The 26,068-nt window shown below is 46.2% G+C and carries 24 protein-coding genes; 6 read left to right on the top strand and 18 right to left on the bottom strand.

Annotation, left to right across the window (positions count from 1 at the left end):
• Positions 1–48 precede the first annotated feature (48 nt).
• Together pyrE and rph are read right to left on the bottom strand one after the other, a co-directional pair.
• On the bottom strand, positions 49–693 hold the full coding sequence (gene pyrE, locus SJ312_RS16910) for an orotate phosphoribosyltransferase (protein WP_004265110.1): 645 nt from the start codon (positions 691–693) through the stop codon (positions 49–51).
• A gap of 111 nt (positions 694–804) precedes the next feature.
• Positions 805–1,518 (bottom strand): ribonuclease PH, encoded by a 714-nt coding sequence (rph, locus tag SJ312_RS16905; protein WP_004265108.1) that lies wholly within the window; start codon positions 1,516–1,518, stop codon positions 805–807.
• 123 nt (positions 1,519–1,641) lie between these two features.
• Here rph and SJ312_RS16900 point away from each other — a divergent pair, with 123 nt between their 5' ends.
• The 3 genes from SJ312_RS16900 (at position 1,642) to SJ312_RS16890 (ending at position 4,453) form a co-directional block, all read left to right on the top strand.
• A complete protein-coding gene (locus tag SJ312_RS16900; RefSeq protein ID WP_036959080.1) occupies positions 1,642–2,505 on the top strand; it encodes a YicC/YloC family endoribonuclease in 864 nt (287 codons plus the stop codon).
• A gap of 351 nt (positions 2,506–2,856) precedes the next feature.
• The gene (locus SJ312_RS16895) at positions 2,857–4,113 is read left to right on the top strand and encodes a tyrosine-type recombinase/integrase (RefSeq protein ID WP_017043873.1); all 1,257 of its coding nucleotides are present in this window, start codon (positions 2,857–2,859) and stop codon (positions 4,111–4,113) included.
• 1 nt (position 4,114) lies between these two features.
• On the top strand, positions 4,115–4,453 hold the full coding sequence (locus tag SJ312_RS16890) for a hypothetical protein (RefSeq protein WP_319868118.1): 339 nt from the start codon (positions 4,115–4,117) through the stop codon (positions 4,451–4,453).
• Positions 4,454–4,692: 239 nt separating this feature from the next.
• On the opposite strand, the gene SJ312_RS16885 is transcribed toward SJ312_RS16890, so the two are convergent.
• Positions 4,693–4,863 carry a hypothetical protein gene (locus SJ312_RS16885; RefSeq protein WP_319868117.1) on the bottom strand — a complete coding sequence of 57 codons (171 nt, stop codon included), beginning with the start codon at positions 4,861–4,863 and terminating at the stop codon, positions 4,693–4,695.
• The gene (locus tag SJ312_RS16880; RefSeq protein WP_319868116.1) at positions 4,864–5,916 is read right to left on the bottom strand and encodes an XRE family transcriptional regulator; all 1,053 of its coding nucleotides are present in this window, start codon (positions 5,914–5,916) and stop codon (positions 4,864–4,866) included.
• A 555-nt stretch (positions 5,917–6,471) separates the two neighbouring features.
• Here SJ312_RS16880 and SJ312_RS16875 point away from each other — a divergent pair.
• On the top strand, positions 6,472–7,182 hold the full coding sequence (locus tag SJ312_RS16875) for a hypothetical protein (RefSeq protein WP_319868115.1): 711 nt from the start codon (positions 6,472–6,474) through the stop codon (positions 7,180–7,182).
• A gap of 215 nt (positions 7,183–7,397) precedes the next feature.
• Here the strand turns inward: SJ312_RS16875 and SJ312_RS16870 are convergent, their stop codons facing one another.
• The 12 genes from SJ312_RS16870 to SJ312_RS16815 form a co-directional block, all read right to left on the bottom strand.
• Positions 7,398–8,360: a reverse transcriptase family protein gene (locus SJ312_RS16870; RefSeq protein ID WP_319868114.1), complete on the bottom strand. Its 963-nt coding sequence runs from the start codon at positions 8,358–8,360 to the stop codon at positions 7,398–7,400.
• A 157-nt stretch (positions 8,361–8,517) separates the two neighbouring features.
• A complete protein-coding gene (locus SJ312_RS16865) occupies positions 8,518–9,255 on the bottom strand; it encodes a hypothetical protein (RefSeq protein ID WP_319868113.1) in 738 nt (245 codons plus the stop codon).
• Positions 9,248–9,748: a hypothetical protein gene (locus SJ312_RS16860; RefSeq protein WP_319868112.1), complete on the bottom strand. Its 501-nt coding sequence runs from the start codon at positions 9,746–9,748 to the stop codon at positions 9,248–9,250. Before SJ312_RS16860 ends, SJ312_RS16865 begins: the two co-directional genes overlap by 8 nt.
• Entirely contained in the window at positions 9,748–12,810 is a 3,063-nt protein-coding gene (locus SJ312_RS16855; RefSeq protein ID WP_319868111.1) for an HsdR family type I site-specific deoxyribonuclease, read from the bottom strand. Before SJ312_RS16855 ends, SJ312_RS16860 begins: the two co-directional genes overlap by 1 nt.
• A 2-nt stretch (positions 12,811–12,812) precedes the next feature.
• Positions 12,813–13,940 carry a hypothetical protein gene (locus SJ312_RS16850; RefSeq protein WP_319868110.1) on the bottom strand — a complete coding sequence of 376 codons (1,128 nt, stop codon included), beginning with the start codon at positions 13,938–13,940 and terminating at the stop codon, positions 12,813–12,815.
• The gene (locus SJ312_RS16845) at positions 13,940–15,406 is read right to left on the bottom strand and encodes a class I SAM-dependent DNA methyltransferase (protein WP_319868109.1); all 1,467 of its coding nucleotides are present in this window, start codon (positions 15,404–15,406) and stop codon (positions 13,940–13,942) included. Before SJ312_RS16845 ends, SJ312_RS16850 begins: the two co-directional genes overlap by 1 nt.
• A complete protein-coding gene (locus SJ312_RS16840) occupies positions 15,403–16,869 on the bottom strand; it encodes an RNA-binding domain-containing protein (protein ID WP_319868108.1) in 1,467 nt (488 codons plus the stop codon). Before SJ312_RS16840 ends, SJ312_RS16845 begins: the two co-directional genes overlap by 4 nt.
• Positions 16,862–17,491, bottom strand: a complete 630-nt coding sequence (locus SJ312_RS16835; protein ID WP_138590970.1) for a DUF4062 domain-containing protein — start codon at positions 17,489–17,491, stop codon at positions 16,862–16,864. The genes SJ312_RS16840 and SJ312_RS16835 overlap by 8 nt, the downstream gene beginning before the upstream one ends.
• Entirely contained in the window at positions 17,488–18,987 is a 1,500-nt protein-coding gene (locus SJ312_RS16830) for a class I SAM-dependent DNA methyltransferase (protein WP_319868107.1), read from the bottom strand. The genes SJ312_RS16835 and SJ312_RS16830 overlap by 4 nt, the downstream gene beginning before the upstream one ends.
• Positions 18,984–19,214 carry a helix-turn-helix domain-containing protein gene (locus tag SJ312_RS16825; RefSeq protein ID WP_000617363.1) on the bottom strand — a complete coding sequence of 77 codons (231 nt, stop codon included), beginning with the start codon at positions 19,212–19,214 and terminating at the stop codon, positions 18,984–18,986. The genes SJ312_RS16830 and SJ312_RS16825 overlap by 4 nt, the downstream gene beginning before the upstream one ends.
• Positions 19,215–19,486: 272 nt before the next feature.
• Positions 19,487–21,229: a DUF927 domain-containing protein gene (locus SJ312_RS16820; RefSeq protein ID WP_319868106.1), complete on the bottom strand. Its 1,743-nt coding sequence runs from the start codon at positions 21,227–21,229 to the stop codon at positions 19,487–19,489.
• The gene (locus tag SJ312_RS16815) at positions 21,216–21,458 is read right to left on the bottom strand and encodes a helix-turn-helix transcriptional regulator (RefSeq protein ID WP_007146785.1); all 243 of its coding nucleotides are present in this window, start codon (positions 21,456–21,458) and stop codon (positions 21,216–21,218) included. Before SJ312_RS16815 ends, SJ312_RS16820 begins: the two co-directional genes overlap by 14 nt.
• Positions 21,459–21,996: 538 nt before the next feature.
• On the opposite strand from SJ312_RS16815, the gene SJ312_RS16810 reads away from it, so the two are divergent.
• Together SJ312_RS16810 and SJ312_RS16805 are read left to right on the top strand one after the other, a co-directional pair.
• Entirely contained in the window at positions 21,997–22,251 is a 255-nt protein-coding gene (locus tag SJ312_RS16810) for a helix-turn-helix domain-containing protein (RefSeq protein ID WP_015068503.1), read from the top strand.
• Between the two features lie 217 nt (positions 22,252–22,468).
• Positions 22,469–23,782, top strand: coding sequence for an ATP-binding protein (locus tag SJ312_RS16805; RefSeq protein WP_319868104.1), 1,314 nt, complete (start codon positions 22,469–22,471; stop codon positions 23,780–23,782).
• Between the two features lie 143 nt (positions 23,783–23,925).
• On the opposite strand, the gene SJ312_RS16800 is transcribed toward SJ312_RS16805, so the two are convergent.
• Positions 23,926–25,044 carry a hypothetical protein gene (locus SJ312_RS16800; protein ID WP_319868103.1) on the bottom strand — a complete coding sequence of 373 codons (1,119 nt, stop codon included), beginning with the start codon at positions 25,042–25,044 and terminating at the stop codon, positions 23,926–23,928.
• 10 nt (positions 25,045–25,054) lie between these two features.
• Complete coding sequence (locus SJ312_RS16795) at positions 25,055–26,059, bottom strand: YecA family protein (protein WP_212660398.1); 1,005 nt, start codon at positions 26,057–26,059, stop codon at positions 25,055–25,057.
• Between the last annotated feature and the right edge of the window lie 9 nt (positions 26,060–26,068).

Genomic DNA, 26,068 nt, shown 5'->3' with positions numbered 1-26,068 from the left:
CGATTGTTTATACTACTCACCCCGCCCATCATTGGGCGAGGGCTTTTTTTACTCGATTCCGTATTGTTCGCGGTAAGCCTTCATAGCCGCTAAATGTTCCTGCATACCTTCCTGTTCAGAGAGGTAAGTGATTAAATCGCTCATGGTAATAATTGAGTAAACTTTACAGCCATAATCACGCTCAACCTCTTGCACTGCTGAAATGTCACCTTTACCTTTTTCTTGGCGATCAAGGCATAGCAAAACACCATTCAACGTCGCTTGTTGTTGTTTAATAATTTCCATTGACTCACGAATTGCCGTTCCTGCAGTAATGACATCATCAACTACCACAACACGCCCTTTCAAAGGACTCCCAACTAACACGCCACCTTCCCCATGGTCTTTAGCTTCTTTGCGATTGAAGCAATATGGCATATCGATGTCATGGTGTTCAGAAAGTGCTACCGCCGTCGTCGTTGCGATAGGGATCCCTTTATACGCAGGACCAAAGATGACATCACACTCAATTGCACTATCTTGTAATGCTTGTGCATAAAAACGACCGACAAGTGCCAGATCACGCCCTGTATTAAATAACCCCGCATTGAAAAAATAAGGGCTTTTACGACCTGATTTCAGCGTAAACTCACCAAATTTAAGTACCTGTTTTTTCATGGCAAGTTCAATAAAATCGCGCTGATAGGCTTTCATTGGTCATTCTCCTCGTTGATGATTATTTATCTATATTCAAAGCTGCTAATTGGTTGATGAACCAGCAGACATAAAAAAGGCGACTATTTAGCCGCCTAATTAATGATTAACTTACTTCAGCGCTTCTCGCTGAGCTTCAAAAATGGTATTTAAACCTGTTTTAGCTAATGCCAATAGAGCAAGTAGCTCTTCATGACTAAATGGTTCGCCTTCTGCGGTGCCCTGCACTTCAATCATTCGGCCATCATCCATCATGACAACATTCATATCTGTTTCAGCTGCAGAATCTTCAACATATTCAAGGTCACATAGGGCTTCTTGATTTACAATTCCGACAGAAACGGCTGCAACCATTGATTTTAGTGGACTTTTTGCAATTTTACCTTGCTCAACCATATTGTTCAGTGCATCAACTAGAGCTACACAGGCACCAGAAATCGCTGCTGTACGTGTACCGCCATCCGCTTGGATAACATCACAGTCTAAAGTAATGGTGTATTCACCTAATTTTTTAAGGTCAACAGCAGCACGTAAAGAACGTGCGATTAACCGTTGGATTTCCATCGTACGACCCGTTTGTTTTCCTCGTGCAGCTTCACGTTGATTACGTGAATTTGTTGCGCGCGGTAACATACCATACTCCGCTGTAACCCAACCTTGCCCCTGCCCTTTTAAAAAACGAGGAACACCTTCTTCAACAGTTGCATTACATAACACCTTCGTGTCGCCAAACTCAATAAGAACAGAGCCTTCTGCATGCTTAGTATAGTTGCGCGTGATGGTAATCGGGCGCATTTGGTCTGCTTGTCTATCTGCTGGGCGCATGGTGTTATCTCCATTATCAACTCAAATTGGGACGCATTATACGTTGTTCAAGCGATAATGCCTATCCTGTCATCCTGCATAGCGTTATAATCTCCTAAATCTTTACGATAATGGGAACGAATTATGATCCGTAGTATGACCGCTTTTGCCCGTCGGGACATCAAGGGTGAATGGGGGAATGCGGCCTGGGAGCTGCGTTCCGTGAACCAACGTTATTTAGAAACGTATATTCGCTTACCTGAGCAATTCAGAAGCCTTGAGCCTGTCATTCGCGAGCGCCTGCGTTCTCGCTTAACACGTGGAAAGGTGGAATGTAGTCTACGCTTTGAGTTAGATGGCGCAAATCGTGGCGAGTTAATCCTAAATGAGCAATTAGCCCGCCAATTAATCAGTGCTGCGAATTGGGTTAAAAATTACAGCCATGAAGGTGAAATCAACCCATTAGAAATTTTGCGTTGGCCTGGAGTAATGTCAGCTGGCGAGCAAGATTTAGACATAATTAGCGAACAACTAATGGCAGGGTTAGATGAAGCGATTGATGCCTTTATCCAAAGCCGTGAAGCTGAAGGGGCATCCTTACATACACTTATTGAGCAGCGACTTGACGGTGTGCTAGCAGAGGTCGCCAAAGTACGTCAACACATGCCAGAAATTCTACAATGGCAACGTGAACGCTTACAAAACAAGTTAGAAGAAGCTGACATTCAAGTGGATAACAACCGCTTGGAACAGGAACTTATTCTATTGGCTCAACGTGTTGATGTTGCAGAAGAATTGGATAGATTAGAAGCACACGTTAAAGAAACACGTAATATCTTGAAGAAAAAAGAGGCAACTGGCCGCCGTCTTGACTTTATGATGCAAGAATTTAACCGTGAAGCGAATACGTTAGCGTCAAAATCAATTAATAGCGAAGTCACAACTTCAGCAGTTGAGCTCAAAGTATTAATCGAACAAATGAGAGAACAGATTCAAAACATCGAATAGTTTTTTCACCCGTCCAAGAATGTCTTAGAAGCCCTGTTATTTGCTTGTAAATACAGGGCTTTTTTATTTTTCCCGTCCAAATCGGTTTGCAGATGTCCGTTACCAGTTGCTGTTTAAGTGGTGGGCAAAATGGTGGGCAAGACCTGTTTTTTTGACTCAATAAGCAAAAAGTCAAGGTATCTGGTGAGCAGATTTTTGCATCTATCTCACCACCGCCTTATGCCATCCCCACTTATCGTGCTGCTTGCAGATTGTTCAATCACTCAACTATCGAACCAATCGATAAACAAACAGTGGTGGGCAATGGTGAGCAAATTTTAACGATTTCTTAGGAATATAGAGTAACAAACGATGGCAAAACTAACCGCAACTCAGGTGCAATCTTATGCTCGCACCGCAGCAGCAAACAAAAAATACAGTGATGGTAATGGCCTATATTTTTGCGTAAGAAAATCTGGCATGCCGTATTGGATGCTAAGGTATACCAGCCTAAACGGACGACGAGAAGCCACGCTCGGTCAATATCCAAGTATGACCTTAGCAGAGGCTCGACTTGAATCGTCTAAAATGCAGCTACAACTTCAGCAAGGTGAAGATCCATTAGCAATTCGCGCTATTGAAACCATCCCAGAGATCCAAAATGTCAGCCAGCTGTTTCAAGACTGGTATGCCAAAGACTTAAGTCGCCGGTTAAAGCACCCCAATATACCCAAACGTGTTTTTACCAAAGAGATTGCACCAGTGATTGGTCAACTTCCTATCCAAGCTGTGCGCCCCACACATGTGCGCGAAGTATTAGAGCGCATTCGAGAAAGTAACCGCCCTACCATTGCCAACGATACCTTGATGTACATGAAGCAGCTGTTTCGGCATGCGATAAAGCTCGACTTAACGCTGAACAACCCCGCCGCAGCCTTTACCGTGGACGATGCCGGTGGCGTGGAGTCCAGTAAAGACAGGATGCTTAGCAAAGAGGAAATTCACTACGCCTTTAGCGTGTTTCATACCCATATCAATAGCTTTGGCCGCGACAACTACCTCGCTTGCTGTCTGTTTTTGGTGTTGGGCGTGCGCAAAAGCGAATTGTGCGAAGCCATGTGGCGTGAAATGGATTTAACCACAGGCGTATGGGACCTACCCAAAGAACGCAGTAAAACTGGCGTGCCCATTAGCATCCCTTTACCGCGCCAAGCCATTGCTTGGTTTAACGAACTGCAAGTCCGCGCTTGTGGCTCGCCTTATGTTTTTCCAGCCAGACGAGCAAGCCATCGTCCACATATGGGGCCAGATACGCTAAACCGTGCCATTTCTAAGCTCTTTGGTCGCGAGCCTGGGCGCAAAAAACAGCCACCCAATAAAATGGGTAAACTTGAACACTTCACCGTACACGATTTACGCCGTACCTTTCGCAGCCTTGCCGCCTCTTTAGGCATTGCAGGCAACGTGGCCGAACGCTGTCTTAACCATAAGCTAAAAGGCGTTGAGGGTATCTACGACCGCCACGATTACTTTGAAGAGCGCCGTATTGCCCATCAAACCGTGGCTGATGTGATCGAACCGCTGGTGAATTTTGAGCACCCTTCACAGCACAACACAGGAGGGCATTAACATGCAATTTATGATGCGACTTGCCCCCATTACCTTTCCAATAGCCATGCTGGCAGGCCTTGGCTGGTGTATTGGCATTGCCTTACTCGAACAATCTCATGGCGTAGGCCACGCACTTACCCGTCATTGCCTGATAGTATTCGTGGTACTCGCTCCTTGGCTGACGCTAAAACTCATGTTCTACGTGATTGTCAGCCTAGGACGCAAACTGGGGCTCATCCCGCCTGCACGCCCAACGTACAGCCTAGGTTATGAAGAATCACTCTATTGGTTCAGAGTATTAGCCTTCTTCGATGGCAAACGCAGCCGCATGCCGAAAAGGCCCATCAGGCGAAACTAACAATCCCCCATTTGCTCACTTACCGTGGGCAGTTGGGACAATGGGGCAACACTTGATATGCCGAGCTTTAGAGGGTGAATAAGAGGGATGTGAACCGCCCCAAGGAATGGGGCAATTGGGGCTTAGCAAAGTTTATAATTGGGTTAACGCTGTTTTGCAAGTGCAAAGCAATCGTTCATGCTAGGGCCTGCATACTTTTGCCTCAGTTCAAATGAGTACATCATAGACTCAGCACTTAACTAACCCAACAACAACCCTAACTCGAGTAAATAGCCATGTTGATCGCTTAGCTCCTCGTGGAATAACACATCTGGAACTTTGAACTGGTAAGGCAAATTGAAAAAGACTTCTAATAATTGGCCTTCTTCGAGATCAATGAGGATATTGGCATCACTGATCAACAAATACATTTAAACAGCCTCAGCCAACATTTGGCGTTGCTTATGCAATGCCATCACTGACATCTGTAACAGCTCAGCGGCTTTCGATTCACTAACAATTCCCTCTGCCAATGCACGATAAACCAACTGCTCAAACAATAATGTCTGTTCTTGTGGATAAGGATTCCCTGGCTCCTGCTTACGCCAACCGTTTTTTGAGAACTGTATAAATATTTGGCGTTTTTTCTCTTCGGTGATCACACCAAGGTCGGCACTGCGATACAAACAAGCCGCCATGCTTAGGCCATATTCATGTTTCAGGAAATACAGCTCTTTGGGGTCTACGTTCGAACGTCGCTCTCCTAGATGCTGAAAAAGGCCTACTTCAGGCAGTAAAAACGCAGAAGCAAAGCGGTTGCAGGCCATCTCTTCGTCAATGAATTCATCGAGTAAGCCATCTAAAACAAGGTGGCCAAGTTCATGCGCCAATGTGAACCGCTGGCGGCAACCAGGCCAATGAGAAGACACAACAACAATTGGCTGCCCTGATATTTTGGCTTGTAACCCATCAAATTTATCGGCTTGGGGTACGTTACTGACAATCACCAGAATACCTTTAGACTCAAGCAAGTCGATTAAGTCTGGTAGTGGATTCATACCTAACTGCCAATCAGTACGGACTTTGGTGGCAACCTGCTCTACTGCGTCTAAAGTGCTTACAGCATGAACGTCGGGCTGGTAGTTAAAACTCGCTATCGGGAAGTTTGGCCATACATTTTTAAGTGATAACCAGCGCTCAGCTTGCTCAACCACATCGGACTCAATCTTCTTTAGCAACTTAGCTGAAGCTGAGGCTTTTTTACGATACTCCACCTCCCCCAAAGTCACCTGTGCTGGGCGAAAGAAGTATTCAGTACGAACCGACAAAGCCGTCGCCAATTTAAGTAAAACTCCCGACGAAGGCATGCTCTGGTCGTGCTCGTATTTCTTAACCATGTTGGCACTAATACCAACTTGCTCACCCAAGGCCTGCATCGACAGGCCAGCGGCTGCACGGGCTCGTTTTATGCGCTCTCCAATCATACAGACCTCTGGTTTACAAAAACTAAAATAATTTTAAAAATATAAACCAAGTTGGCGTTTTTGTCGATTGGTTTTACAGAGCAATCATTCGCGTGTTCGCAAACACACTTCCCTATGCTTTTATACCCATACGCCAAAACCACTATCCGTTTGGCTTTTGGATCGAAACGCCAAACAGGGAAATTAGCCCATTTACTGTTTGGCGTCTCGATTGAAATCCAACGCTGGTAGGCCTTGCCATTACTGGCTCAAAGCAAGGTTTGGCACTTTTTACGCCCTAAACCAACCTCGGCATCAAAGTACAAACCGTTTGATTTTTTAAACCCAGAATGCAAACGATCGTTTGGCGTCTCGATTTTTTTGTACTAGTTGAATGCCGCCAAACAGAGCCGCATTGGACGATATATTTCAAACAGTTAGCTGCGCACAGGTCATCATAAAAAACCGATTTGACTGGTTAGTTTGATGGCCATTTCTTTCATCTAATTCACCACCGCGTCTGCACCCGACGACTGAAAATAGACGGCATGAAAAACCAACAAGGTAATAAGTGACGTGTTATGGGCAAGTGACAACGATTGGGATAGAGAATGGATACAGCAGGTGGTCGCTTTACTGGTTGGGCATGGCGCGCTTACCCTCTACCCAGCATTGAGCGAGTGCGATAATGCGGCCGAACGTTTAACCCGCTGGCTGACCTATCAGTTACCTCGCATTAAACAAGCGCACTCTGGCTGCCCGATTCACCAATGGCTGAACAGCATTGGCGCACAAGTGATCGTAGAAAAATGGCAGAGCCCAGAGCAATGGCCAAACCTGTATTGGCTGCCTTTACCTGAGGTTGATGGCAACGCGCAAGGCGGGTTGGTTTTGTTACCGGCACATTTTTTATCGGTATATATGAACGGCACAATACAAACCAGAACATTGCAAGCAAACACGCCCGCCAACGCCTGTATCTTTTGGTGCACTGCGCCTTTGTCTAAAATAGGAAAGCGAGCTACCTTGCACCCCAAACTGCAAAACCGCGCCTTTTGCCTGCCCAGTTCGCCGGAGCAAATAGGAAAATCATGCACAGGGTTATTAGTGAGCGGTTTACGAAAAGAAAGCCAAAAACCAAACGGCAACGTGATCAGCCACCAGATTAACCTAGCGCTGCTGCACCACCTTTGTGGGCCAGAGAATGATGTGTGGATAAAAGCGAGTTTTGGTACCCTCAATGATGAGGGTACCAACGAGTGTCAAATTGCCGCTCCAAAATCATAAGCCTGAAAAACGACACTACCCCTTAAAAACGAGTAACCCCTCGCGGGGCGCTGATCTAACGGGTAGCGGGAGGGGTGTTGTTGATGCGATTTTAATATCAAAAGCGCCAAATAGCTCGATATTTTTGGCTAGGCCGTTGTTTGTTAGGCTTTTACTCAGGCTACTGTTTGAACTATCCGGAATTTCCGGGCGTCACCTAGCAAAAATACGCTGAATTAATGATCATTTTTGCTTGCAATAAACTCCGCAAATCGCAGGTGCCCTTTCAACCTAGGTAGATCATCTTCAGATACTTTACCTTGCTCGACCATGTGGCGAAATGCTCGGATCTTATTTCTGTAACCTTTAGTTAGAGTGATTTTATCTTCTTTAACTAACAAACCATGAACTTTCAATCGCTGACCTTTTTCAGAGTCTGCAAAGTAGGTTTTATTCTTATTGAGTGAAAATGTCGTCCCTTCGAAGATAGCTTCTAGTTCAGTGGGAAGCGCCTCCTGAAATACCTCCTTTCCAGAGAAAACAATATCATCAGCATAACGAGTAACCTGCAAATCATATTGGTTCGCAAGTTCTTTCAATTGCTTGTCGATGTCCTTCATAACAATATTTGATAGAACGGGGCTAGCAGGCGAACCTTGCGCTAATTTAAAGTTAAGTGAGCTAATGTCAGCTAGTAGTTGAGCGGCATCTTTTGAATACCCTAGGCTTTCCAAAGCATTAGATATTTGAAAGATTGAAATAGACGGAAAAAAATCTTCAATGTCTACAGAGTAGACCCACTTAGCACCTTGATGAATTTTAGCTGCATCCGCAAATGACTTTCCTTTCACAAAACCACATACATGAGATTCAAATGACACAGCGTTACTTAAGTGTGCACCAAACCACTTTTGCACTACTTTTAAGGCTACTCTAGGCGAGTGGATCGTTCGAACTTTCTTACCTTGTTGGATCTTAAAGCTTCGATAAAACTTGTGCTGCTTTTTAGATAAGGCATAGACAAAATCAAGAGAATAACCAAACAACACCGCTAAACACGTTTCTGATACAACGGGAGGGAGGGACTTATCAACTAAGCTCTTGATTTGGTCGCTATTGTTCTCACGATGCTTCTCTGGCAGAGCATCTAGGAATTTACTTAGGGAGTTAAAGGAAACTAGGAGCGGCGCGGCATTCATGACACTGTACTTTTTAAAAAATTTACAACGATGGACAAACGTCCAGCCGGGCGAAGCACGGATGGACGTTTGTCCATCGGTGTTTCTGTGTCTAGCCTTCGCAAACGGGCATGATGCACACCCTCGCGACAATTCTTCGCCGCTCCGTTTTTGCATTTCACCATTTTCGTCTTCCTAAATCAAGCGCTCTCACTATGTCAGAACTGTTGCGACTGGCTATTTTGGGCAGCAAATTCAGGCCCAGAGCTGTCATTACATAAGTTTCTGTATCACGTTCTCGAATAAGAAACTTTTTCTTAATCAACTTATCGAGTTGTTTATTTAACCCGTCTATTCGTAATGCCGGATAATCTTTAGACAAAAAGTCATATAGATTGTCCAGTTTTACTGGTTGAAACTTTTTGGTTGTTGTTAATATCTCGATTAATGATGGCAATTCAACTTCGTCCCATTGAAGTGCCTGTAACTCTATATGAGCAGGTGTTAGAACCGCCGTTAAAAAGGCTTCAACAGCTTCCTTTTTTGAATCATCTACAAACTCTGAAAGTACAATTGTCGCACTCACACGATGTGCATTTAAAAAAGAAATACGAGCGTCAGTGATGATGTCTGGAAAAGTGCTTTTCAGTAAAGCGACGAAGCCTTCACCGACTTTTATCAGACTATCCGCATCCAATAATACAATCTCAGTACTGGTGTCGAACTCTCTCTTTAACTTGCTCTGTAGGTTATCCAGCTGTTTTAGAGATACAAATCCCTTTTGCGCTTTATCACTGACCTTATTTTTCGGTACATACAGCACTAAAATCCCATCAGACGCACGTACAATGAAATCTGAAATACAGTATTCAGCTCGTATTCCGTCAAAGTTTGAGATCGCGGGTTGTTTAAGCAAGGCCTATCTCCTTCCAGATACGTTTTAGTCGAGCACAATGTCGGTCTGCTTGTTCGGGCCATTGGCGTGCAGTTGTTAACTTATGAGACTGCAAACATATAACATTTTTGTCCTTGATAGTTTTTATCTCAGGCTCGTAGTCAGCCAAAATCCGTGCATCATAAGCTTGTGTTAATAACTGTGCTAATTCACTTGCCGTTGTGCTCAACTCTGTAAGTAATCGACTTTCTTTCCCTGGAGTTATCAACCCATTCCGGCGTTGCTTAGTCAAAGCATGTTTGGCCGGCTTCTTTAAACTAGTGGTTAATAGCTCTGGGATATTCGCATGTTGTGTACCTTTCCAATTAGGTTGCATATATCCAAGCGTTTCTCTTGTGATAAGGAAAGCGGCATAGTAGTAACGGTTGAACGCACTTCGCCCCAACAAATCAGCGTTGTTAGGGTCTGCGTCGCTTAGCGCTAACCTTTCAAGTTCACTACCTACGTATTGCATCAATAATGCTCTTCAATATACCCATACGCCTTTTGGAACAGCTCTTTATCTTTACCCAAACCAAACTGAGCCAGTGTTACCAGCAGCGCCTTTTGGATTTCGCGCGGGCCGCTGTTGGAGTTTTGCCAACCTTCAAAACGGGTGGCTTTAACGATTTTGTCGATTTGCTCAACCACATCGCCGATTAGTTTCGGCGTGGTTTCGGGGCGGGTTTCCAGGAAGAGTTTGGTTAAGGCCTGCTTATTGTCTTCTTCGGTCACCACATGCTCGCCAGTTTCGCGCTCGGCTTGCACTGTGTCTTTAGCGGCATCTAATAGGCCTTTTAACCAATCGATGGCTTTGATGACACCGGCTTCGTAGTCTTGGCGCAGTTTTTCTAAGCGTTCACCTAACTCGACAAACTTAGGGTCGTTGCTGCCACGCAGGCGGCCCATCAGGTCAATTTCGAGGCGTTTCGCGCGCTGCTCTTGTTCTTTGTCGGTCAGCGTAAAAATGGCGTGCTCATCCATGATCAGCTCGTCGATATCGTCGCGGATGCGATTGATGTCGGTGTGTTCGTGGATCATCTTGATGGTTTCTGGGCCGAGGGCAGCCCACACCAAAGCGCCGGTTTGGCCGACTGGGCGCACTGATTCGTAAATTTGTGCCAGCCATTTATAGTCTTTGCGATACGGGGCTAAGAAGGTGTCTGGGTTAATAGCTGACCATAGCTTGGCTAACACGCCAAAGCTGGCGGCAAATTCATCGCGCTTTTCATTGGTTGGCAGGCATTCTTGCGCCGCCATAATGCCCTCGAAACCTTCCAAGGTCCGGTCAACACCCGGGAAGAAGGACAAACATTTATCTAACTGGGCGGGTAATAATTCTTTAAAGGCTTCGATGCCTTCTACCACGCCATCAATCTCTTCTGGGTTGTAGGCCAGCGCGGTGCGCAGGTTTTCAAATACGCCTAGGTAGTCGATGATCAGGCCCATGTCTTTGCGCACATCGTCTGTTTCGTACAAACGGTTGGTGCGGCACATGGCCTGTAGCAGCGTGTGGTCACGCAGCGGTTTATCCAAGTACATGCAATAGCAGATAGGCGCGTCAAAGCCGGTAAGTAACTTGGCGGTAACGATGATCAGCTGCAACGGATGTTTAGGGTCTTTAAAGCTTTCGATTAAGTCTTTCTGGGTTTGGTCTTCGGCATCAATCTGCTGCCAGCGCTCAAAATCTGCTTGTTTAATCGACAGCTCTAAATCGTCGTGCCACTTACGCCAGTCTTTATTGAGCTTTTCTTTTTTACCCCCTTCTTCGGCTTTTACAGGTGCCTGATCGACGTTCATCACCACTTCAACGGCATCAAAGCCGAGCTTTTCACCCAGCAAGTAGTACATCTGCACGCAGGCTTCGCGGTCGTACACCACCACCATGCCTTTCATCTTTTTCGGTTTTACATGGCTGGTAAAGTGTTCGGCAATATCATTGCTGACAGCGGCCATGCGTTTGGGTGCTTTGAGCATCACCGCTAATTTGCCCGCGCGTTTTGATAGTGCAGCCTTTTCTTCGTCGTCGAGATTATTGTCTTTGGCAAGCTGCTCAAATTCTTGGTTGATGGCATCGCGATCTACCCGTAGCTCGGCCAAGCGTGGTTCAAACTTCACAGGGTTGGTAGCGCCATCGCGGATCGACTGCTTGTAGCTGTAGCGATTCATGTAGCGGCCGGGGTCTTCTTCGGCACCGAACAGTTTGAAGGTATTGCGGTCGATACCGGAAATCGGCGTACCGGTTAAACCATAGAAGTGCGCATTGGGAAGTGCCCAGCGCATTTTCTCGCCCAAGCCACCTTCCTGCGTGCGATGAGCTTCGTCCACTAACACAATAATGTTATCGCGGTTATTGAGGCCGTTGGGGTTGCTGTCATCAATCTCGACATCTTTAAACTTAAAGATGGTGGTAATTAATATGCCACGGCTGTCTTGCTCGATGTGCTCACCGAGCTTTTTGCAGCTTTGTACCTTGATGAGGTTTTTAACGTCGGCACCGCCAAAGGTTTCGTTGATTTGGCTATCCAGGTCGCGGCGGTCCACCACGATCAATACGGTGGGGTTTTTCAGGGCATTGTCACTGCGCAGCATCTTGGCGGCGTAGAGCATCAATAAGGATTTACCGGAACCTTGGAAATGCCAGATCAGGCCTTTTTTTGGGTAGCCTTTGCGCACACGTTCAACAATCTGCTTGGCCGCTTCAAACTGTGGGTAACGCGGCAGAATTTTAATGCGCTTGGGAGGTGTGTTCTTACCTGTTTTGACGGTTGAAAACAGCGCGAAAGATTCGAGTAACTGCAATAAGGTTTGCGGGTTTAACAAGCCCTCACAGCTATCCAGTACCGATGCCAAGCCGGGCAAAATGTCATCACGCAGGTCGGTATTGTGCCAAGGGCCCCAATCTTTTACCCGAGCGTTGATGGCACCGTAGGCAAAGGTTTTTCCTTCGCTGGCAAAACAGAGCAGGTTGGGTACAAAGTAGGGTTCAACGTTCTTCCAGTAGTGCTTTTTACCGCCCATAAAATCGGCGGCGCCGTCTTGCCAGGTAACACTCGGGCGGGTAGCGGTTTTCACTTCGCCCACCACCAAGGGAATACCGTTCACATAAAGCACAATATCAAAATAAACTTCGGTCGCTGCGATATAGTGCACCTGTTGTGATACCACAAAGTGATTGTTGTCGATATTGTCGAAATCAATCAGGTTAATGGTGATATGGTCGCCATTCTCACCAAAGGGTAAGGTTTTTTCGGCCATTAACCATTCGTGAAAGTTTTCATTGGCTTTTACTAGGCCGGTATGCCGCGCTTCCAGCACTACACCACGCAGTTTGTAAATCACTTCATCGGCGTAATCTGGTTGTTTGGCGATATCAGGGTTTAACGAACACAACGCGTCTTTTAGCCATTCATCGACGAAGATATCCTGTGCTTGTTTCGGCAGGTTCTCCCCGTAGCAGTAAGTCCACTTTACGCCGCTTAAACCCTTTAAGCGGTCAATTATTCCATTTTCTGTGACGGTTTGTTCATTAAACATCTCTATTTCCCAAATATAATCTTTTGTCTAATTTTTCTCATACAAGCTAGTTTTTCAGTCAATAAGTGCCTTTGAATCTCCATTGCTTCAATAGTATCTAGCTGTATTTTTTGTTTTTGCTTGGAGAAATAAGGTATTTTTGTGCTCAAAAAATCCTTAGGCGATATTCGCTTTGCTTTGCGACCACCTTTTGCACTATGAGTGAACCCCTCATAAAACTCTGGCCTATTTACATAATGGAATAACCAGCCAACGTGTAGTTCATCTGAAACGTCAAACGCAGGTAAATCTAAAGTCGATTCATAGCCATCTAAATTCGCAGGTACTACCGAAAATGCTCCATTTAAAAAATCAAGCTTTGAATAAATAAACTGACCTGCTTTTCGTTTAAAGTATTTTGTATTCTCACTACCAGAATTGCCTTCTTTACTTGTAATTCCATTACCATACAACTTCACAGTTAATTTCTTAGCCAACTTACCATTAGTCCCTTCAATTCTACTTTCTGTTAGGAATTCACCAATCTCACATAACCGTTCACCACCTATCAACGGCATTTCTACGCTTTTATAAACCCGAATCAATTGGTTTACACTCTCAAGTGCAGTTTCAATTAGACTATCGACTTTCATCGATTTATTTATCGCCACCAATAGCTTTTTTTGTTTGTTCTTTGGAGGAATTTTTACAGAAAAATCTTTCAACAAGGCGAACTTAGTGCGAGGAGAAAGTGAGCCTGATGAGGTTTTTACAGCAAAGTTCCAAAATTCAGGAGTGTGGACAACATGAGGAAGTAGTTCGGGAACTATCTTACTTTCGTTTGCCCTAAGAACAATAATATCTCCTGAGCAAACTCCGTCGAAATTTACTTGAGAGGCTTTTCTCAGATATGGGCGTCTTTTACAAAGAAGGACATCACCCTCTCTAAAAACCCTATTAAAACTGGGAGTATCCTCTAAATAGTTACCCCATTGGGTAATTGTCACAGAATCAGTTTGAAGGTGTTCTAAACCGATATAACGAATTAACCCGTCGCTTACTGGGTCTTTACTTGATTCCTTTCTTTCGATACAAAGATTAGCTAGAGTTTCCTCGCAGAATACTACTGAGTTAGAATTTTTAGCCAACATTAATTTGCTCCCAACAAACTAGCCATTTTATTGAAACCGGTTTTCAATTTTCTTTTATTGACACTCCAGTCCTCTAAAGCATTAGTGAAATCAGATTCATAACTCGAATGCTTTACCTTCAAATATAAGGGAATAGATAAACTAAAATTATTTTGAGCAGCCTCTGCGATATCTATAAAGCACATATTTTCATTTTCATGCTGACAAGTAAATAGACCTAAAATTTGCTCAAGATCGGCCTCACTTAACTTACTAAAAGCCCTTTCTTTAGTTACCAATTCGACAGCATTAATTATCTGTATTTTTCCTATTTTATGTTGGGGTTTTTTCTTATTTAAAACTACAACACAAGACTCCATAGTTGAGTTGTAAAACAGGTTTGGCCCAAGGCCAATTACCGCTTCGATGATGTCCGACTCAATCACTTGTTTACGAATACTTAGCTCGGAATCACGGAACAGAACGCCGTGTGGCCAGAGCATAGCGGCGCGGCCAGTGTCAGGCTTTAGGCTTTTGATGATATGGGTGTAAAACGCATAGTCGGCGCAGCCTTGCGGTGGTACGCCGTAGAGGTTGCGGCCGTATGGGTCGGCAGCAAACTTGTCGCGGTTCCACTTTTTGATGGAGTAAGGCGGGTTAGCGAATATCACATCAAACTGCTTGAGCTGGTCGTTTTCAATAAACTTGGGTTCCGCCAGAGTATCGCCGCGCAGCACATCGAACTCTTCAATGTCGTGCAGGAACATATTCATTCGAGCTATCGCCGACGTGAGCAGGTTCACTTCTTGGCCGTACAAATGAACAGATCTCCACTCTTCACCGCGTTCGCGCAAATCCATTACCGCATTCAGCAACATACCGCCTGTGCCGCAGGTTGGGTCATAAGCCGTTTCACCGGGCTTTAAGCCCATAATACGCGTCATCAGGTGCACCACGGTGCGGTTGGTATAAAACTCAGCGGCGGTGTGGCCAGAATCGTCAGCGAATTTTTTGATTAGGTACTCGTAAGCCTCACCTAGATCATCCTGAGCGACTGACTTAATCCCCAGTGGAATTTTACTAAAATGCTCAATCAGATCAGATAGCAGGTGATCGGGCAGGCGCTCTTTATTGGTCCACTGGGCATCACCAAACACGCCATGTAAGCGCGGGTTATTGGCTTCAATTAAACGCAGCGCGTTTTGAATGGCTTCACCAATGTTTTTGCTGGTGTGGCGCACCTTTTCCCAGCGGGCTTCCTGAGGGATATCAAAACGGTGGAACATGGGCATGGCGGCGTATTCGGCATCGCCTTCATGGATCTCCAATGCTTCGGTGTATTCTTCTAAATACACATCCGACAGGCGCTTATAAAATAGCAGCGGGAAGATGTACTGCTTGTAGTCTGAGGCGTCAATTTGGCCGCGCAAAAACTCGGCGGCGCCCCAGAGTAAATCTTCTAATTTTTTCTTATTTAATGCGCTCATGATGTCTTCTTATCGCTTAGTTGCTGCTGTACTTGTTGCTTTAGCTGCTGGCCAAGCGCGGTTAAACGGTATTTTTGGTTACGGCTGGTTGGCTTGTCTGGAATGGTCATTTCTACCAAGGCTGGGGTGATCTCCAGTGCCGGTTTTAAGTAGTGTTTACGGAAATGCTCGGCGTTTTTCAGTGCCATTAATGCCATTAATTCGTCGCGGCTTTGCTCTTGGCTCATGAGGCTGATCATCCGTGTAACTTCCGTGGTGACTTCCGTGGTGACTTCCGTGGTGACTTCCGTGGTGACTTCCGTGGCGAACAGGGTCAAAGTCACGCCGGAGCTGCTGTCAGAGTGCCATTTTGGTGCGGGTAGGCCCGCTGCTTTGCAAGCTTGTTGAATGACCACACTGCCGCGACCAAGCTTTTCCATATAGCCTTGCAGGTATAAGCCGTGGGCGATGTCTGGGTTACGCAGTACCGAGATATGGCCTTGCTGAATTTTGTACTCGTCGATGCCTTGCGGAAACGCACCGGCGTTCCATATTTTTAGGTGCGCAGGACTAACTTCTACCTTAATGCCCCCGGCAAAGTTGCTGTAATCACGGTGGGCAAAGGCGTTGACAATGGCTTCGCGTACCGCTTGTTCTGGGTACATGGGGATGTCTTCGCGCTGATTATTAGCGCTGCTAAAGCGTGCGCGCGATGGCGTATTGCGCATGACAAAGGTAATCAGCTGCTCGATCACCTCGGCCATTGGGCCATCGAGGTGCTGTAAATCCTGATATTCGTCGTCGGCCTTATGGCGATAACATACCGCACGCACGCGGGCTTGCGGATGGCGTTTACCCGGCGCACTGGCCAGTAATACATCGGCAGCATTGGTTAAGCGGCCGTATTTAGCCAGCGATAACAATTGCAACTGGTGCCGTAGGCCTTGTTCGGCTTGCGCGACCTCTTTGGGAATGCGTTTGGCGGATAGCAGTTTTTTACAAGCGCTGGAGGATAAACCTTGTTCGTCGAGTTCAGACGAGAACAAACGCTCCCAGCGGGTAGGCTCTACTTGCTTGCGCATGACCATGTCGCGGATGGTATCGACATCGGCCTTTTGGGTTTGTTCGCCGGCACGTATGTAGATGTCACTGTTAAAGGCGTAAGGAATGTCTTTGCCGGCCGGCACTTCAACCACTAATAACTGTGTGTTTTCAACTTGCTGTACTTCTACCGAAAACAGTACTGGCGGTTGAATCGCCGATTTAAGCTGGCTTTCGAGCTGTTCAGCCACCTGTTCGGCATGCTCTACACCCTTGATTTGGCCATTGTCATCGACTCCACATAGCAGGTAACCACCTTGGGTATTTAAAAAGGCGCACACTTGCGGACCGCAATGTTTTAAGTCGCAGCTTGTAAGGTATTCAAGGGTTTGGTTTTCACCTAGTGACAGTAGTTGCTTGAGTTGTGCGGCCGTTTTACTCATGGCTTGCTCCTACTGAGGCGCTCACTTGACTGACATTTTGAAAATGTTCGGTCAGGCGCTGCTCTACGTCTTGATAGCGAGAGAATTGTGCGACTACAAAAAGGTTGGCGTCGTCGTCACGATCGAACTTTTGCACCCAGTTGCCTTGGCGATCATCCAGTGGCAGTTGTTCCATGGTGGCGTCTTCGTATAAGTCGATCACCTTAATATTGGAAATGGACGCTGCGCCTTTGCGCAGTGTCAATTCTGAGCGCTGTTCTTGGGTTTTGTAACCCAAGTCCATTAATAAGCGGCGGGCAAAGACGACTTGATCGTGCGCTAAAAACCAGCGAGGTTTATTGAGCTCGATGGCTTTTTTCATCTCTTTATGGGTTATGGATAGGCCCGTTGCATCAACGCCACTACCGTATTGCGGCGTAATGATGCCTAAAAATAGGTCGCATTTTTCTACTGCTTTTAGGCAGCTTTCAAAAGCGGTTTCATTAGACGATACCGGCACTGTGCCTTTATGCGACATCCAAACTTCATAACCAAAGGCGGTTAGCAGTGAATATACGCGGTCGAGCAGCTCTTCTACACCATAAACGGTAGATGACACCATCACCGTGAGCTTTTTGCTCATAGTTCAAACCCTTCCTTGACCAACAGTGCTTCCAGTTCATTTTCGGCTTGCTCTAGGGCGGCCAGTTTTTGTTGGAAATCTTTTAGCGCTTCTTCCACTGTAATGGTTTCTTCTTCCAGTGGTTTTTGTACATAACGCGCGATATTGAGGTTGAAGTCATTTTCTTCAATCTCAGTTAACGCCACCCAGCGCGCAACGCCTTCGATTTCTTCAGCTTTAGGACCTAAGGTTTCTTGCTGACGATAGATGTTAAAAATGTCGTCGGCTTGATCATTAGACAAGGTATTTTGCGCACGGCCTTTGGTGAAGATTTCTTCCGCATTAATAATCAGCACGTGATCTTGATGGTCGGCTGGGCGTGATTTGCGCAGCACTAAAATACAGGCCGGAATACCTGTGCCATAGAACAGGTTTGACGCTACGCCGATGATGGCTTCGATGCGGTTTTCTTGCAGCAGCTTGGTGCGGATTGCGCCTTCGGCCCCGCCACGGAATAGCACGCCATGCGGTAATACCACTGCCATGCGCCCTTGCTCGTTTAACGAGGCAAACATATGTTGCACCCAGGCAAAGTCACCGTTGGTTTTAGGCGCTAAGCCATATTGCTTACGGCCATATGGGTCGGCAGACCAGAGATCATAGCCCCACTCTTTGAGGCTGAATGGCGGGTTAGCGATTACGCAATCAAAGGTTTCTAAGCGATCATTCACCAAAAACTTCGGCTCACGCAGGGTGTCGCCGCGAACGATGTCAAAATCTTCCTGACCATGTAAAAACAGGTTCATGCGAGCAATGGCCTCGGTGGTGAGGTTCTTCTCCTGGCCTTTGATTTTTAGCAAACGCGGATCACCACCGTTTTCTTTAACGTGGTGGATGGTTTCCAGTAGCATGCCGCCAGTACCACAAGCCGGGTCGTACACGCTTTCACCCGCTTGCGGGTCTAGGATGTTAACCATTAGGCGAACAATGGTGCGCGGGGTATAGAACTCACCGGCCTTTTTATTAGCCTTATCAGCAAAGCGTTTGATCAGATATTCATATGCCCGGCCCATATCGTCGTCACGTACAGACGCTACACCCAGGTTCACTTTGTTGAAATGGTTAAGCAAGGTAGCTAAGAGTTCATCCGACAGGCGTTCTTTATTGGTCCAGCTGGCATCGCCGAATATGCCGTGTAGCTTTGGGTTAGCCAGTTCTATACCGCGAAACGCATCTTTTAAGGCTTGGCCTATGTCTTTGGTTTCGGCAAAAACATCTTTCCAGTGGCACTCTTGTGGAATTTGAATGCGGTGAAACATGTTGCCTTTGGCAAGCTCTTCATCGCCCACTTGTTCCATGGCATCGATAAATTCCTCGTCGTACACATCGCAAATGCGCTTAAAAAAGAGGATCGGGAAAATGTAAGTCTTGTAGTCCGACGCATCGATAGGCCCGGTAATAATGTGGGCTGCATGCCATAGGTGTGCTTCGAGGTCTTTGATGTTAATTAGGGTCATTTTGTATTCTCATTCACAGCGGAGGCCGCAGGCGATTTTTCGAGTAGTTCGTGTATATCGCAGTTAAACAAATCGCACAGCTTATCTAATGCTTCTAAGTCCACCTTAAGCGCAGTTTCTTTGTACAGTAGCGTGACGGTGGTACGGCTGAGGCCGGTTTCTCGCATCACGTCGCTAATGCGCATTTTTCTCTCACCCATTAATCGGGCTAGGTGGCAGCGGATCATGCTCTCTCCACGGTGTTTTCTTAACCATAAACTTGGGGATTTTTCACTGTTGCTTACCCTACCACGATTATGATTATTCTCAACTTATTTGAGTTAAAACCAAATAATTGAGCGAATTTGTTATTCGTTCGGTGCTGGTTGTTGGTACGCTAACGGTTCACGGGAATGCCTCTAGCGGTATTGTCTGTGTTGGACTTCAAGCATCGCTAGCTATTTATGTTGACTGGCGATGCACTGCAAGGCGACAAGCCTACACAGGATTCATCGCCTCTTTAGTCATCCAAGATGCTGCCTTTCACGCAGTACATTCGCGGGCGGGTGTTGTCGGGTAGGCTGACTTTGCGCTGTGGTCGGTTGCCATCGGGGATTAGGTAGCCTGCGGCCATCAGTGCCTTGGCTGCGCGATCTGGGCTTAGGCCTTCGGTGGCTTCACGCCAGCCTGTTGGGTAAAACAGGTAGAGGGTTTGTGGGCCGCTGGTGTCTATCCACCCTGCGCGTTGGCGTACTTGGCTGCTGTAACCAATTTGTTTAGGTGTAAAACGGCTTTCACCATGCTGTTCAATAAAGCTACGCACTTGGCGAATCGCTTGTTGGTCTTCATTGGCGGCCACACCACCGCGGGCAAGTATCCATTGGTTAAGCTGGCTTAAACAGGCAGCTTCGACACTTTGGGTTGGCCAATCGAGTACTTTGGCTTGAATGGCTAACAACCCAGCGCTGGCCAGTAAGGCAAATTTTTCGGCGACTCGGCGCACTTGGCCGTCAGCCTCGGCTGGTAAGCTGGCTAAAAAGCGTTGGCGTACGTTTTGGAAAACGGGTCGCACCTGCGCGCTGTGCTGCGTTAAATACCGTAACCAGTCCAAAGCCAAGCTGCCGTAATGTTGGCGACTTTGTTGTTTTAGGTGATCGGCCAAATCGGCGGCGTTCATGCCATGGCTATGGTTAAACACGCCCATTTGCGCTCCGGCATCAGCACTGAGATCAATCACGCGCACTTGCTGGCCGGCTTTTACGCGCTTGCCGATACTGGCAAGATGGCTTTCGAGCGTCACTTCACCGGTGGATAAAAACACCAAGCGCCAACGGGCGGGTAAGCGCATTTCACCGTATTTGCCTGCACGGGTTTTACCTTGGCCATTGGCAAGCATATAAGCGACATCTCCCGCCTCTTTTGGATCAACTTCGCCCATTTCATCGAGCGCCAGTAAGGCATCGTTATGCGCTAATGCTGTGCCTTCTAAACCGTTGGCCGTGGCACGCCAACTGTGGCGTAGTTGATTGGGTTCGCCCCAAACTGATAATGCCGGATACAGCGCCGCGGTTTTACCAGTACTGCTGGCTCCGTAGAGGTGTAAACCAAAACCATCTACGCCACACAAGTGCAACAAAGGGGCAGCCAGTGCAGCACAAACTCCAACGATTAATAGCGGGTTATCCAGACAATAACGGCCAACGTGCTGCCGCCAACTGTCGCTACTGCCTTGTTGAATAAAGCCTTCTATCGGGTGCATGGTTTGCAGCACCATGCGCGGATTGTTGCTGTGTTCACTTGGGTAAAAAGTGAGGCGCGGATGCACATAAGCATGGTGATGCCAGCCAATGCAGTTCACGCTAATAGCTTTTTGCGTGGCCAGTTCGCCCATTTGTTGAATAAACAGCGAGAGCAACTGCCGCGCTTTGACACTGTTACTCAGCCGCATGCCTCGGCTGAGTAATATCCGACGGTACTCGCTGCCGTCTCCAGCCAATAGTTCTGCTGGCATGGCCCAATAGCGATGGCGATTGTCATCGTCTAACCAGTGCAATAAATAGCCGTAATTGTCCCCTTGCGGATCGCGGGTGCGGGCGGCCACTTGCAACCAAGAACAGATTTTAACTGGGCTATCTTGCCCAGCCGGTTGCATCACCAGCCAGTTTTGCGCGTTATAGGCAAAACCAGCCGGTAATGTTGGCATGTTGTTATTCAACTCATTGGCAGGTAACGCGGCTGATGCTGATGGTTTATCCACGGCCATAAGCAGCACCGATACGGCGGGTTTCAATCCACTGGTCGATATCGCTTTCTAACCAGCCCACGGCACGCGCACCAATACGAATAGATCGCGGAAATTCACCATTGGCCATCAGGGCATAAATGGTACTGCGGCCAAAGCCCGTTTTGGCCTTTACCTCGGGCAAGCGCAAAATCCGCTGCTGACGCGCTGGGTGTGTTGATGTGGTGGATGATTGTGTAGTTGGGTTCATCGTTTGCTTCCTCACTGATCTGTTAAGTTCAGTTAGGAGTTTGCCAGTACTAATCGGACGCAGTAGGCAGATAAATGCCCAGATCGTGCAGCTTTCTGAGGGTACAAGTAGCTACTTGCCCCAGAATTGACATTATGCCCCAAGTCATAAATACCCTGTGGGCAGGGTTAGTGTGCGGCTAAATAGTGTGCATTAAGGCTTTGCCCAAACCGCCCCAAAAGCCCAAAGAACAGCGTACTGCTTTGAAGTTTCCTACTCAAAACTCGGTTTTGGTGAGTCGTATGGATGGAGTGTTTATATGTCGAGTGTATCGACACACAAGAAAGACATGTCGAAAAAACAGTAAAAAATCGACATGACCAGCTCAGATCTTGGCTCACATTACTTCGAGAGATGGCAATTTATTGCTTTACAACTTGAAGATAAAAGTGAAACTATAATTTCACTAAATTAATATTTAAGAAAATATAGTTTCACTATGGATACTGTCGAGCCAAAATCAAAACGCACTGCGGTCATATTCCCTAGACAAAGGAAGATGTTAAACATCTTGGGCGAAAACTTAACATTGGCGATGAAGAGACGCGGCATTACTCAAGAAATGATGCATAGTAGGACAGGGATTTCTAAGCCAACACTACGTAAAATATCAAAAGGTGATCCTTCCGTTTCACTTGGTCACTACGTTAAGGTTTTGGCAGTCCTAGGCTTGTTAGACGACCTAACCAAGGTTGCCCGTGATGACGAGCTGGGAAGAAAGCTGCAAGACATCCAATTGCTGAATAAAAAATAAGTGCAGCAGTAGCCCATATCCACATGACTAAAACTTGGCCAGCAAGGTCAGCTTCAGAGAAGAAAGATAGCTATTAAAGGGCTGTTTTATACTCAATAAGAACCAAATTACACTTTTATGCGCATAAAAATGTATAATTCCACACTTTTCTGCGCGTTAAAGTGTAGACTGAGTTATACTACAGGCAGTTAACAGTCTTAATTGGCGGGAAATGACAATGCAGCGCAACTTACTAAACACCCTAATAGCATGGAAAAATCAACCGGTGCGCAAGCCATTATTGATCGATGGTGCAAGACAAACAGGTAAAACCTATCTGCTACAAGAGATATTTGGGAACACCTTTGCCAACATCCTTCGTATCGACTTCCTTGAAAACCCTGCCTACAAAGAAGCGTTCGATGGCTCTCTGTCACCTGACGAGCTAGTAATGAACATTGAATTGTTAACCAACCAAGCGTTCAACCCAGAAACCGATCTGCTGATATTAGATGAAATTGGCGAATGTGAACGTGCCGTTACCTCACTAAAGTACTTTGCTGAAAAAGCACCGTCCTATTTTGTCGCTGCCAGCGGCTCGAATATTGGTTTGCTCAACACCTTCCCTGTGGGCAAGGTAGAACAATACAATTTACGACCACTGACCTTCCAAGAATTTATTTACGCATCCAACGAGCAAGCGCTGATCAAAGCGTTTGATAGTCAAGCAAGCACACCGGCAGTACACACCAAATTGATGGACAAACTCACTGACTACTTTTTTACTGGTGGTATGCCGGAAGCCGTTTCTGCTTGGTATCAGTATAAGGATTCAAGCATTCTAGAGCGTGTTGAAAAAGTCACAAAAATTCATGCCGATTTAGTGGAAGGTTATCGCCGCGATTTTGGTAAGTACGCGGGCAAGGTTGACGCCACACTGATTGAATCGGTATTTAATAGCATTCCAGCCCAGCTATCACTTGTCAGCGATGAGTCGGTTAAACGCTTTAAATTTAAGCATGTGCATGAGCGTAAATCTCGTTATAGCGATTTTGAAACCGCGATCCATTGGCTTAACTGCTGCCGCTTAACTTTGCCAAACTACCCTATTGAAGGATTGCCGAAATCTCCGTTAGCGGCCTATAAAAAAGAAAATATGGTGAAACTGTTTCTGTTTGATGTGGGCCTGCTTAATCATATGCTCGGCAGCAGTTATAAAGAAATTAAGCAACAAAACTATGAATACAAAGGTTATGTGGCTGAAAACTTTGTGCAACAAGAGCTCACTGCCATTGGCGTTAACCCAAGCTATTCATGGAATGACGCCCGCGCCGAAATCGAATTTATTTTGGCGACCGATGAAGGCGATATCGTCCCTGTAGAGGTCAAAAGTGGTAAACGTACAAGAGCAAAATCGTTGGCATCCTACGTTGAAAAATGTACTCCAAGTAAAACCTTTAAGTTAACGGGTACACAAGGCTCATCCGCATTAGAGCAAACCAATATCGTGATGCCTTTGTATTTCACGCAGTATTTACCACAGAGATGGTAAAAGCGCGTTGCTTAGACCCCGAGGTCTACACAAAGTGACTTCATAGGTAACAATTTGTAGACCTTTGGTGGGCTTACAACCTTTCAACCAACCCTCAATCGGTTTTTTGCTAACGTCATTTGGCCAGCCTATCGCCTCATCGTTTAAAGCAAATCACTCAAGCGATTTAACAGTGCTTTACGGCTATTATTCGCCACAACAAAGCGCTTAAAGCGTTGTTCAAACGCCGCTTCATCAGCTTTGAACTGATAGGCCTCAAACAGCTGATGCAGATAGCGTGATGCCGCATCGTAACCACTGGCGCAAGTTCGATCCGCTTGCTCTTGTGATTGCTGCCAGAAGTGCTCACGTTGATTGTAGATATCCGTCAACGCTTTTTCTTTTTCCGCTTTTTCGATGGCTAATTTTTTTGCGAGTACTGCGGCTTGCTCTTGCTGTAATTGACTTTGCGCTTGCTCAATGAAAGGAGAAATGACGGCGGAGGTTAACCAGTATTGATAGATCTCGTCTGTGTTGACAGGTTCTTTTCGCGTCAGCGCTAAGGCTTGGTGACGGGTTAGCTGGCCTTGCTCAAACAACGTGCGTAATAGCGTGTCTTTCTCTGCTTGCGAGAGATTATGGATCCACGCATCAAGCGTAAGCTGAGTTTGTTTGGCTTGGTGACTGGGTTGTTCGCTCAGCACCATGGCGAGTGCCTTAACCAATGCTAAGGGAATATCATACAGCGCTGCAAACGCCTGCTCCTCTTCACTGAGGTGCTCAAAATCGAATTGAATTAACGGCACTCGCTCAACGTCATCATTAAAATCAAACGCTTTGAGCCACATAAAGTACACAAGGCGCCAATCCCCTTGCATTAACCCGCCGCGTAAAGCGGCTAAATGCTGGAAAAAGTCGTCAGCATGCTCATCGTCAAAATACTCATCATACTCCTCAAGGGAAAAAATCAGCAACTGCCACTCATCGTTTTCGTGAACATGAAGTCCATCACTTGAAAAGCCAAGTAACGCATCTGGAAGCGTTCCTGCTGGTAGCTTGATGTAGGCATCGATTGAGCCCCAATCGGCATAGTAAAAACCGATATCAAAGTATTTTAACATCAGCTCAAAAGGCTCTGCCTTTAAGTCACTGTAGGTGTAATACACCTGAAAGGACGTAGCGCTGATCTCGGCACGGCTTGAAATGGCCCTGAGTGCTTGACGTGCTTTAGCATCTAAATACCCATCCAGACGCTCAAATTTATAGTATTGATATTCGCTCACGATGACCTTGCTATTTATTTATGGTGAATTGAAAAGTTTGTTTCAATAAAGGCAGTACCTGTACCGTCCTACCAACAGATTCCGTGTTTAAAAAACTTCTTGGATCAAGGGTCACAAATCCCCAAAACTGTAAAAATCGCTCAATAAACCGTGATTCGATGAGTATGCTTAAGTTTCTTTCCGGCGAGAAGTAATCATCTGCTGGGAAACCCTGTAGTAAATCTGGGAAAGCCACTTTCACCTCTTCAACCAGCAGATCTACACTACTGTGGCTTTGAATACGCCACAGCATAAACAGCCAAAAGGTTCGCAAGTCGGCATCAAACTCAAAACCGTCCAAATAGCCCCAGTTATATTTGCTGATGGCGGCTTCTAACATAGGTTTAAAAAATGCTTGTATACCTAACACCTGATACTGCTTTTGCGCTGATTTTTTCACATGGTAGCGGCCGCTACGTCGATAAATAATACCGCTAATTTCGGCAAGCACTCGGGTGTAGTGCAAAGCATTAAACTTGTCTTCGTTGCTGCCCGCAAACTCGCTGATACTAATGTTACGTTCGAATTGAGCAACGGCAAATTCGGGCAATAACTCACTGGCCTGTTTGACTAATTTAGTCGGTAAGTTGCCTTTAGTTGTGGCTTTGAAGGAGCCTTCTTGCGCCATGGCATCATCAAGAATGAGCGCTAGATAACGCATCACAGGGCTGGCAGAAAGAGAGTCGGGAGTGCTGATTGTCACCCACTGTAATTGATCAAAAGGCGCATAAAGCCAATTGGCCATTTGCGTTGGCGTCACGCCACAAAAATCGGGATGAGGCTGATTATTGCGATCTTGCACTTTGTGTTGCAATGCGGCATTGAGTTCATCAAGGCTCAAATTTGGGTTCATTGCCAGCATGGTTTCAACATCATCGAAGACTTGGGCATGTTGCTTGGAAACGCTGCTCATACAACAACGTTTAAATTTTTTACCACTGCCACAATGGCAAGGATCGTTTCGGCCGAGCTTCATTGTTGTCCC

This window comes from Providencia sp. CIM-Carb-044 (assembly GCF_033901115.1).
GTDB classification, from domain to species: domain Bacteria; phylum Pseudomonadota; class Gammaproteobacteria; order Enterobacterales; family Enterobacteriaceae; genus Providencia; species Providencia hangzhouensis.
This window is presented reverse-complemented; position numbering and strand designations above follow the sequence as displayed.

Coding starts and splice junctions, on each gene's coding strand:
- SJ312_RS16815 (WP_007146785.1), bottom strand. CDS start 21,458: ATGAACCCAACTACACAATCATCCACCACATCAACACACCCAGCGCGT.
- pyrE (WP_004265110.1), bottom strand. CDS start 693: ATGAAAGCCTATCAGCGCGATTTTATTGAACTTGCCATGAAAAAACAG.
- SJ312_RS16885 (WP_319868117.1), bottom strand. CDS start 4,863: ATGTATTTGTTGATCAGTGATGCCAATATCCTCATTGATCTCGAAGAA.
- SJ312_RS16845 (WP_319868109.1), bottom strand. CDS start 15,406: ATGAGCGCATTAAATAAGAAAAAATTAGAAGATTTACTCTGGGGCGCC.
- SJ312_RS16890 (WP_319868118.1), top strand. CDS start 4,115: ATGCAATTTATGATGCGACTTGCCCCCATTACCTTTCCAATAGCCATG.
- SJ312_RS16820 (WP_319868106.1), bottom strand. CDS start 21,229: ATGGCCGTGGATAAACCATCAGCATCAGCCGCGTTACCTGCCAATGAG.
- SJ312_RS16870 (WP_319868114.1), bottom strand. CDS start 8,360: ATGAATGCCGCGCCGCTCCTAGTTTCCTTTAACTCCCTAAGTAAATTC.
- SJ312_RS16830 (WP_319868107.1), bottom strand. CDS start 18,987: ATGACCCTAATTAACATCAAAGACCTCGAAGCACACCTATGGCATGCA.
- SJ312_RS16810 (WP_015068503.1), top strand. CDS start 21,997: ATGTTAAACATCTTGGGCGAAAACTTAACATTGGCGATGAAGAGACGC.
- SJ312_RS16840 (WP_319868108.1), bottom strand. CDS start 16,869: ATGAGTAAAACGGCCGCACAACTCAAGCAACTACTGTCACTAGGTGAA.
- SJ312_RS16860 (WP_319868112.1), bottom strand. CDS start 9,748: ATGCAATACGTAGGTAGTGAACTTGAAAGGTTAGCGCTAAGCGACGCA.
- SJ312_RS16825 (WP_000617363.1), bottom strand. CDS start 19,214: ATGATCCGCTGCCACCTAGCCCGATTAATGGGTGAGAGAAAAATGCGC.
- SJ312_RS16805 (WP_319868104.1), top strand. CDS start 22,469: ATGCAGCGCAACTTACTAAACACCCTAATAGCATGGAAAAATCAACCG.
- SJ312_RS16900 (WP_036959080.1), top strand. CDS start 1,642: ATGATCCGTAGTATGACCGCTTTTGCCCGTCGGGACATCAAGGGTGAA.
- SJ312_RS16850 (WP_319868110.1), bottom strand. CDS start 13,940: ATGTTGGCTAAAAATTCTAACTCAGTAGTATTCTGCGAGGAAACTCTA.
- rph (WP_004265108.1), bottom strand. CDS start 1,518: ATGCGCCCAGCAGATAGACAAGCAGACCAAATGCGCCCGATTACCATC.
- SJ312_RS16880 (WP_319868116.1), bottom strand. CDS start 5,916: ATGATTGGAGAGCGCATAAAACGAGCCCGTGCAGCCGCTGGCCTGTCG.
- SJ312_RS16855 (WP_319868111.1), bottom strand. CDS start 12,810: ATGTTTAATGAACAAACCGTCACAGAAAATGGAATAATTGACCGCTTA.
- SJ312_RS16795 (WP_212660398.1), bottom strand. CDS start 26,059: ATGAAGCTCGGCCGAAACGATCCTTGCCATTGTGGCAGTGGTAAAAAA.
- SJ312_RS16835 (WP_138590970.1), bottom strand. CDS start 17,491: ATGAGCAAAAAGCTCACGGTGATGGTGTCATCTACCGTTTATGGTGTA.
- SJ312_RS16895 (WP_017043873.1), top strand. CDS start 2,857: ATGGCAAAACTAACCGCAACTCAGGTGCAATCTTATGCTCGCACCGCA.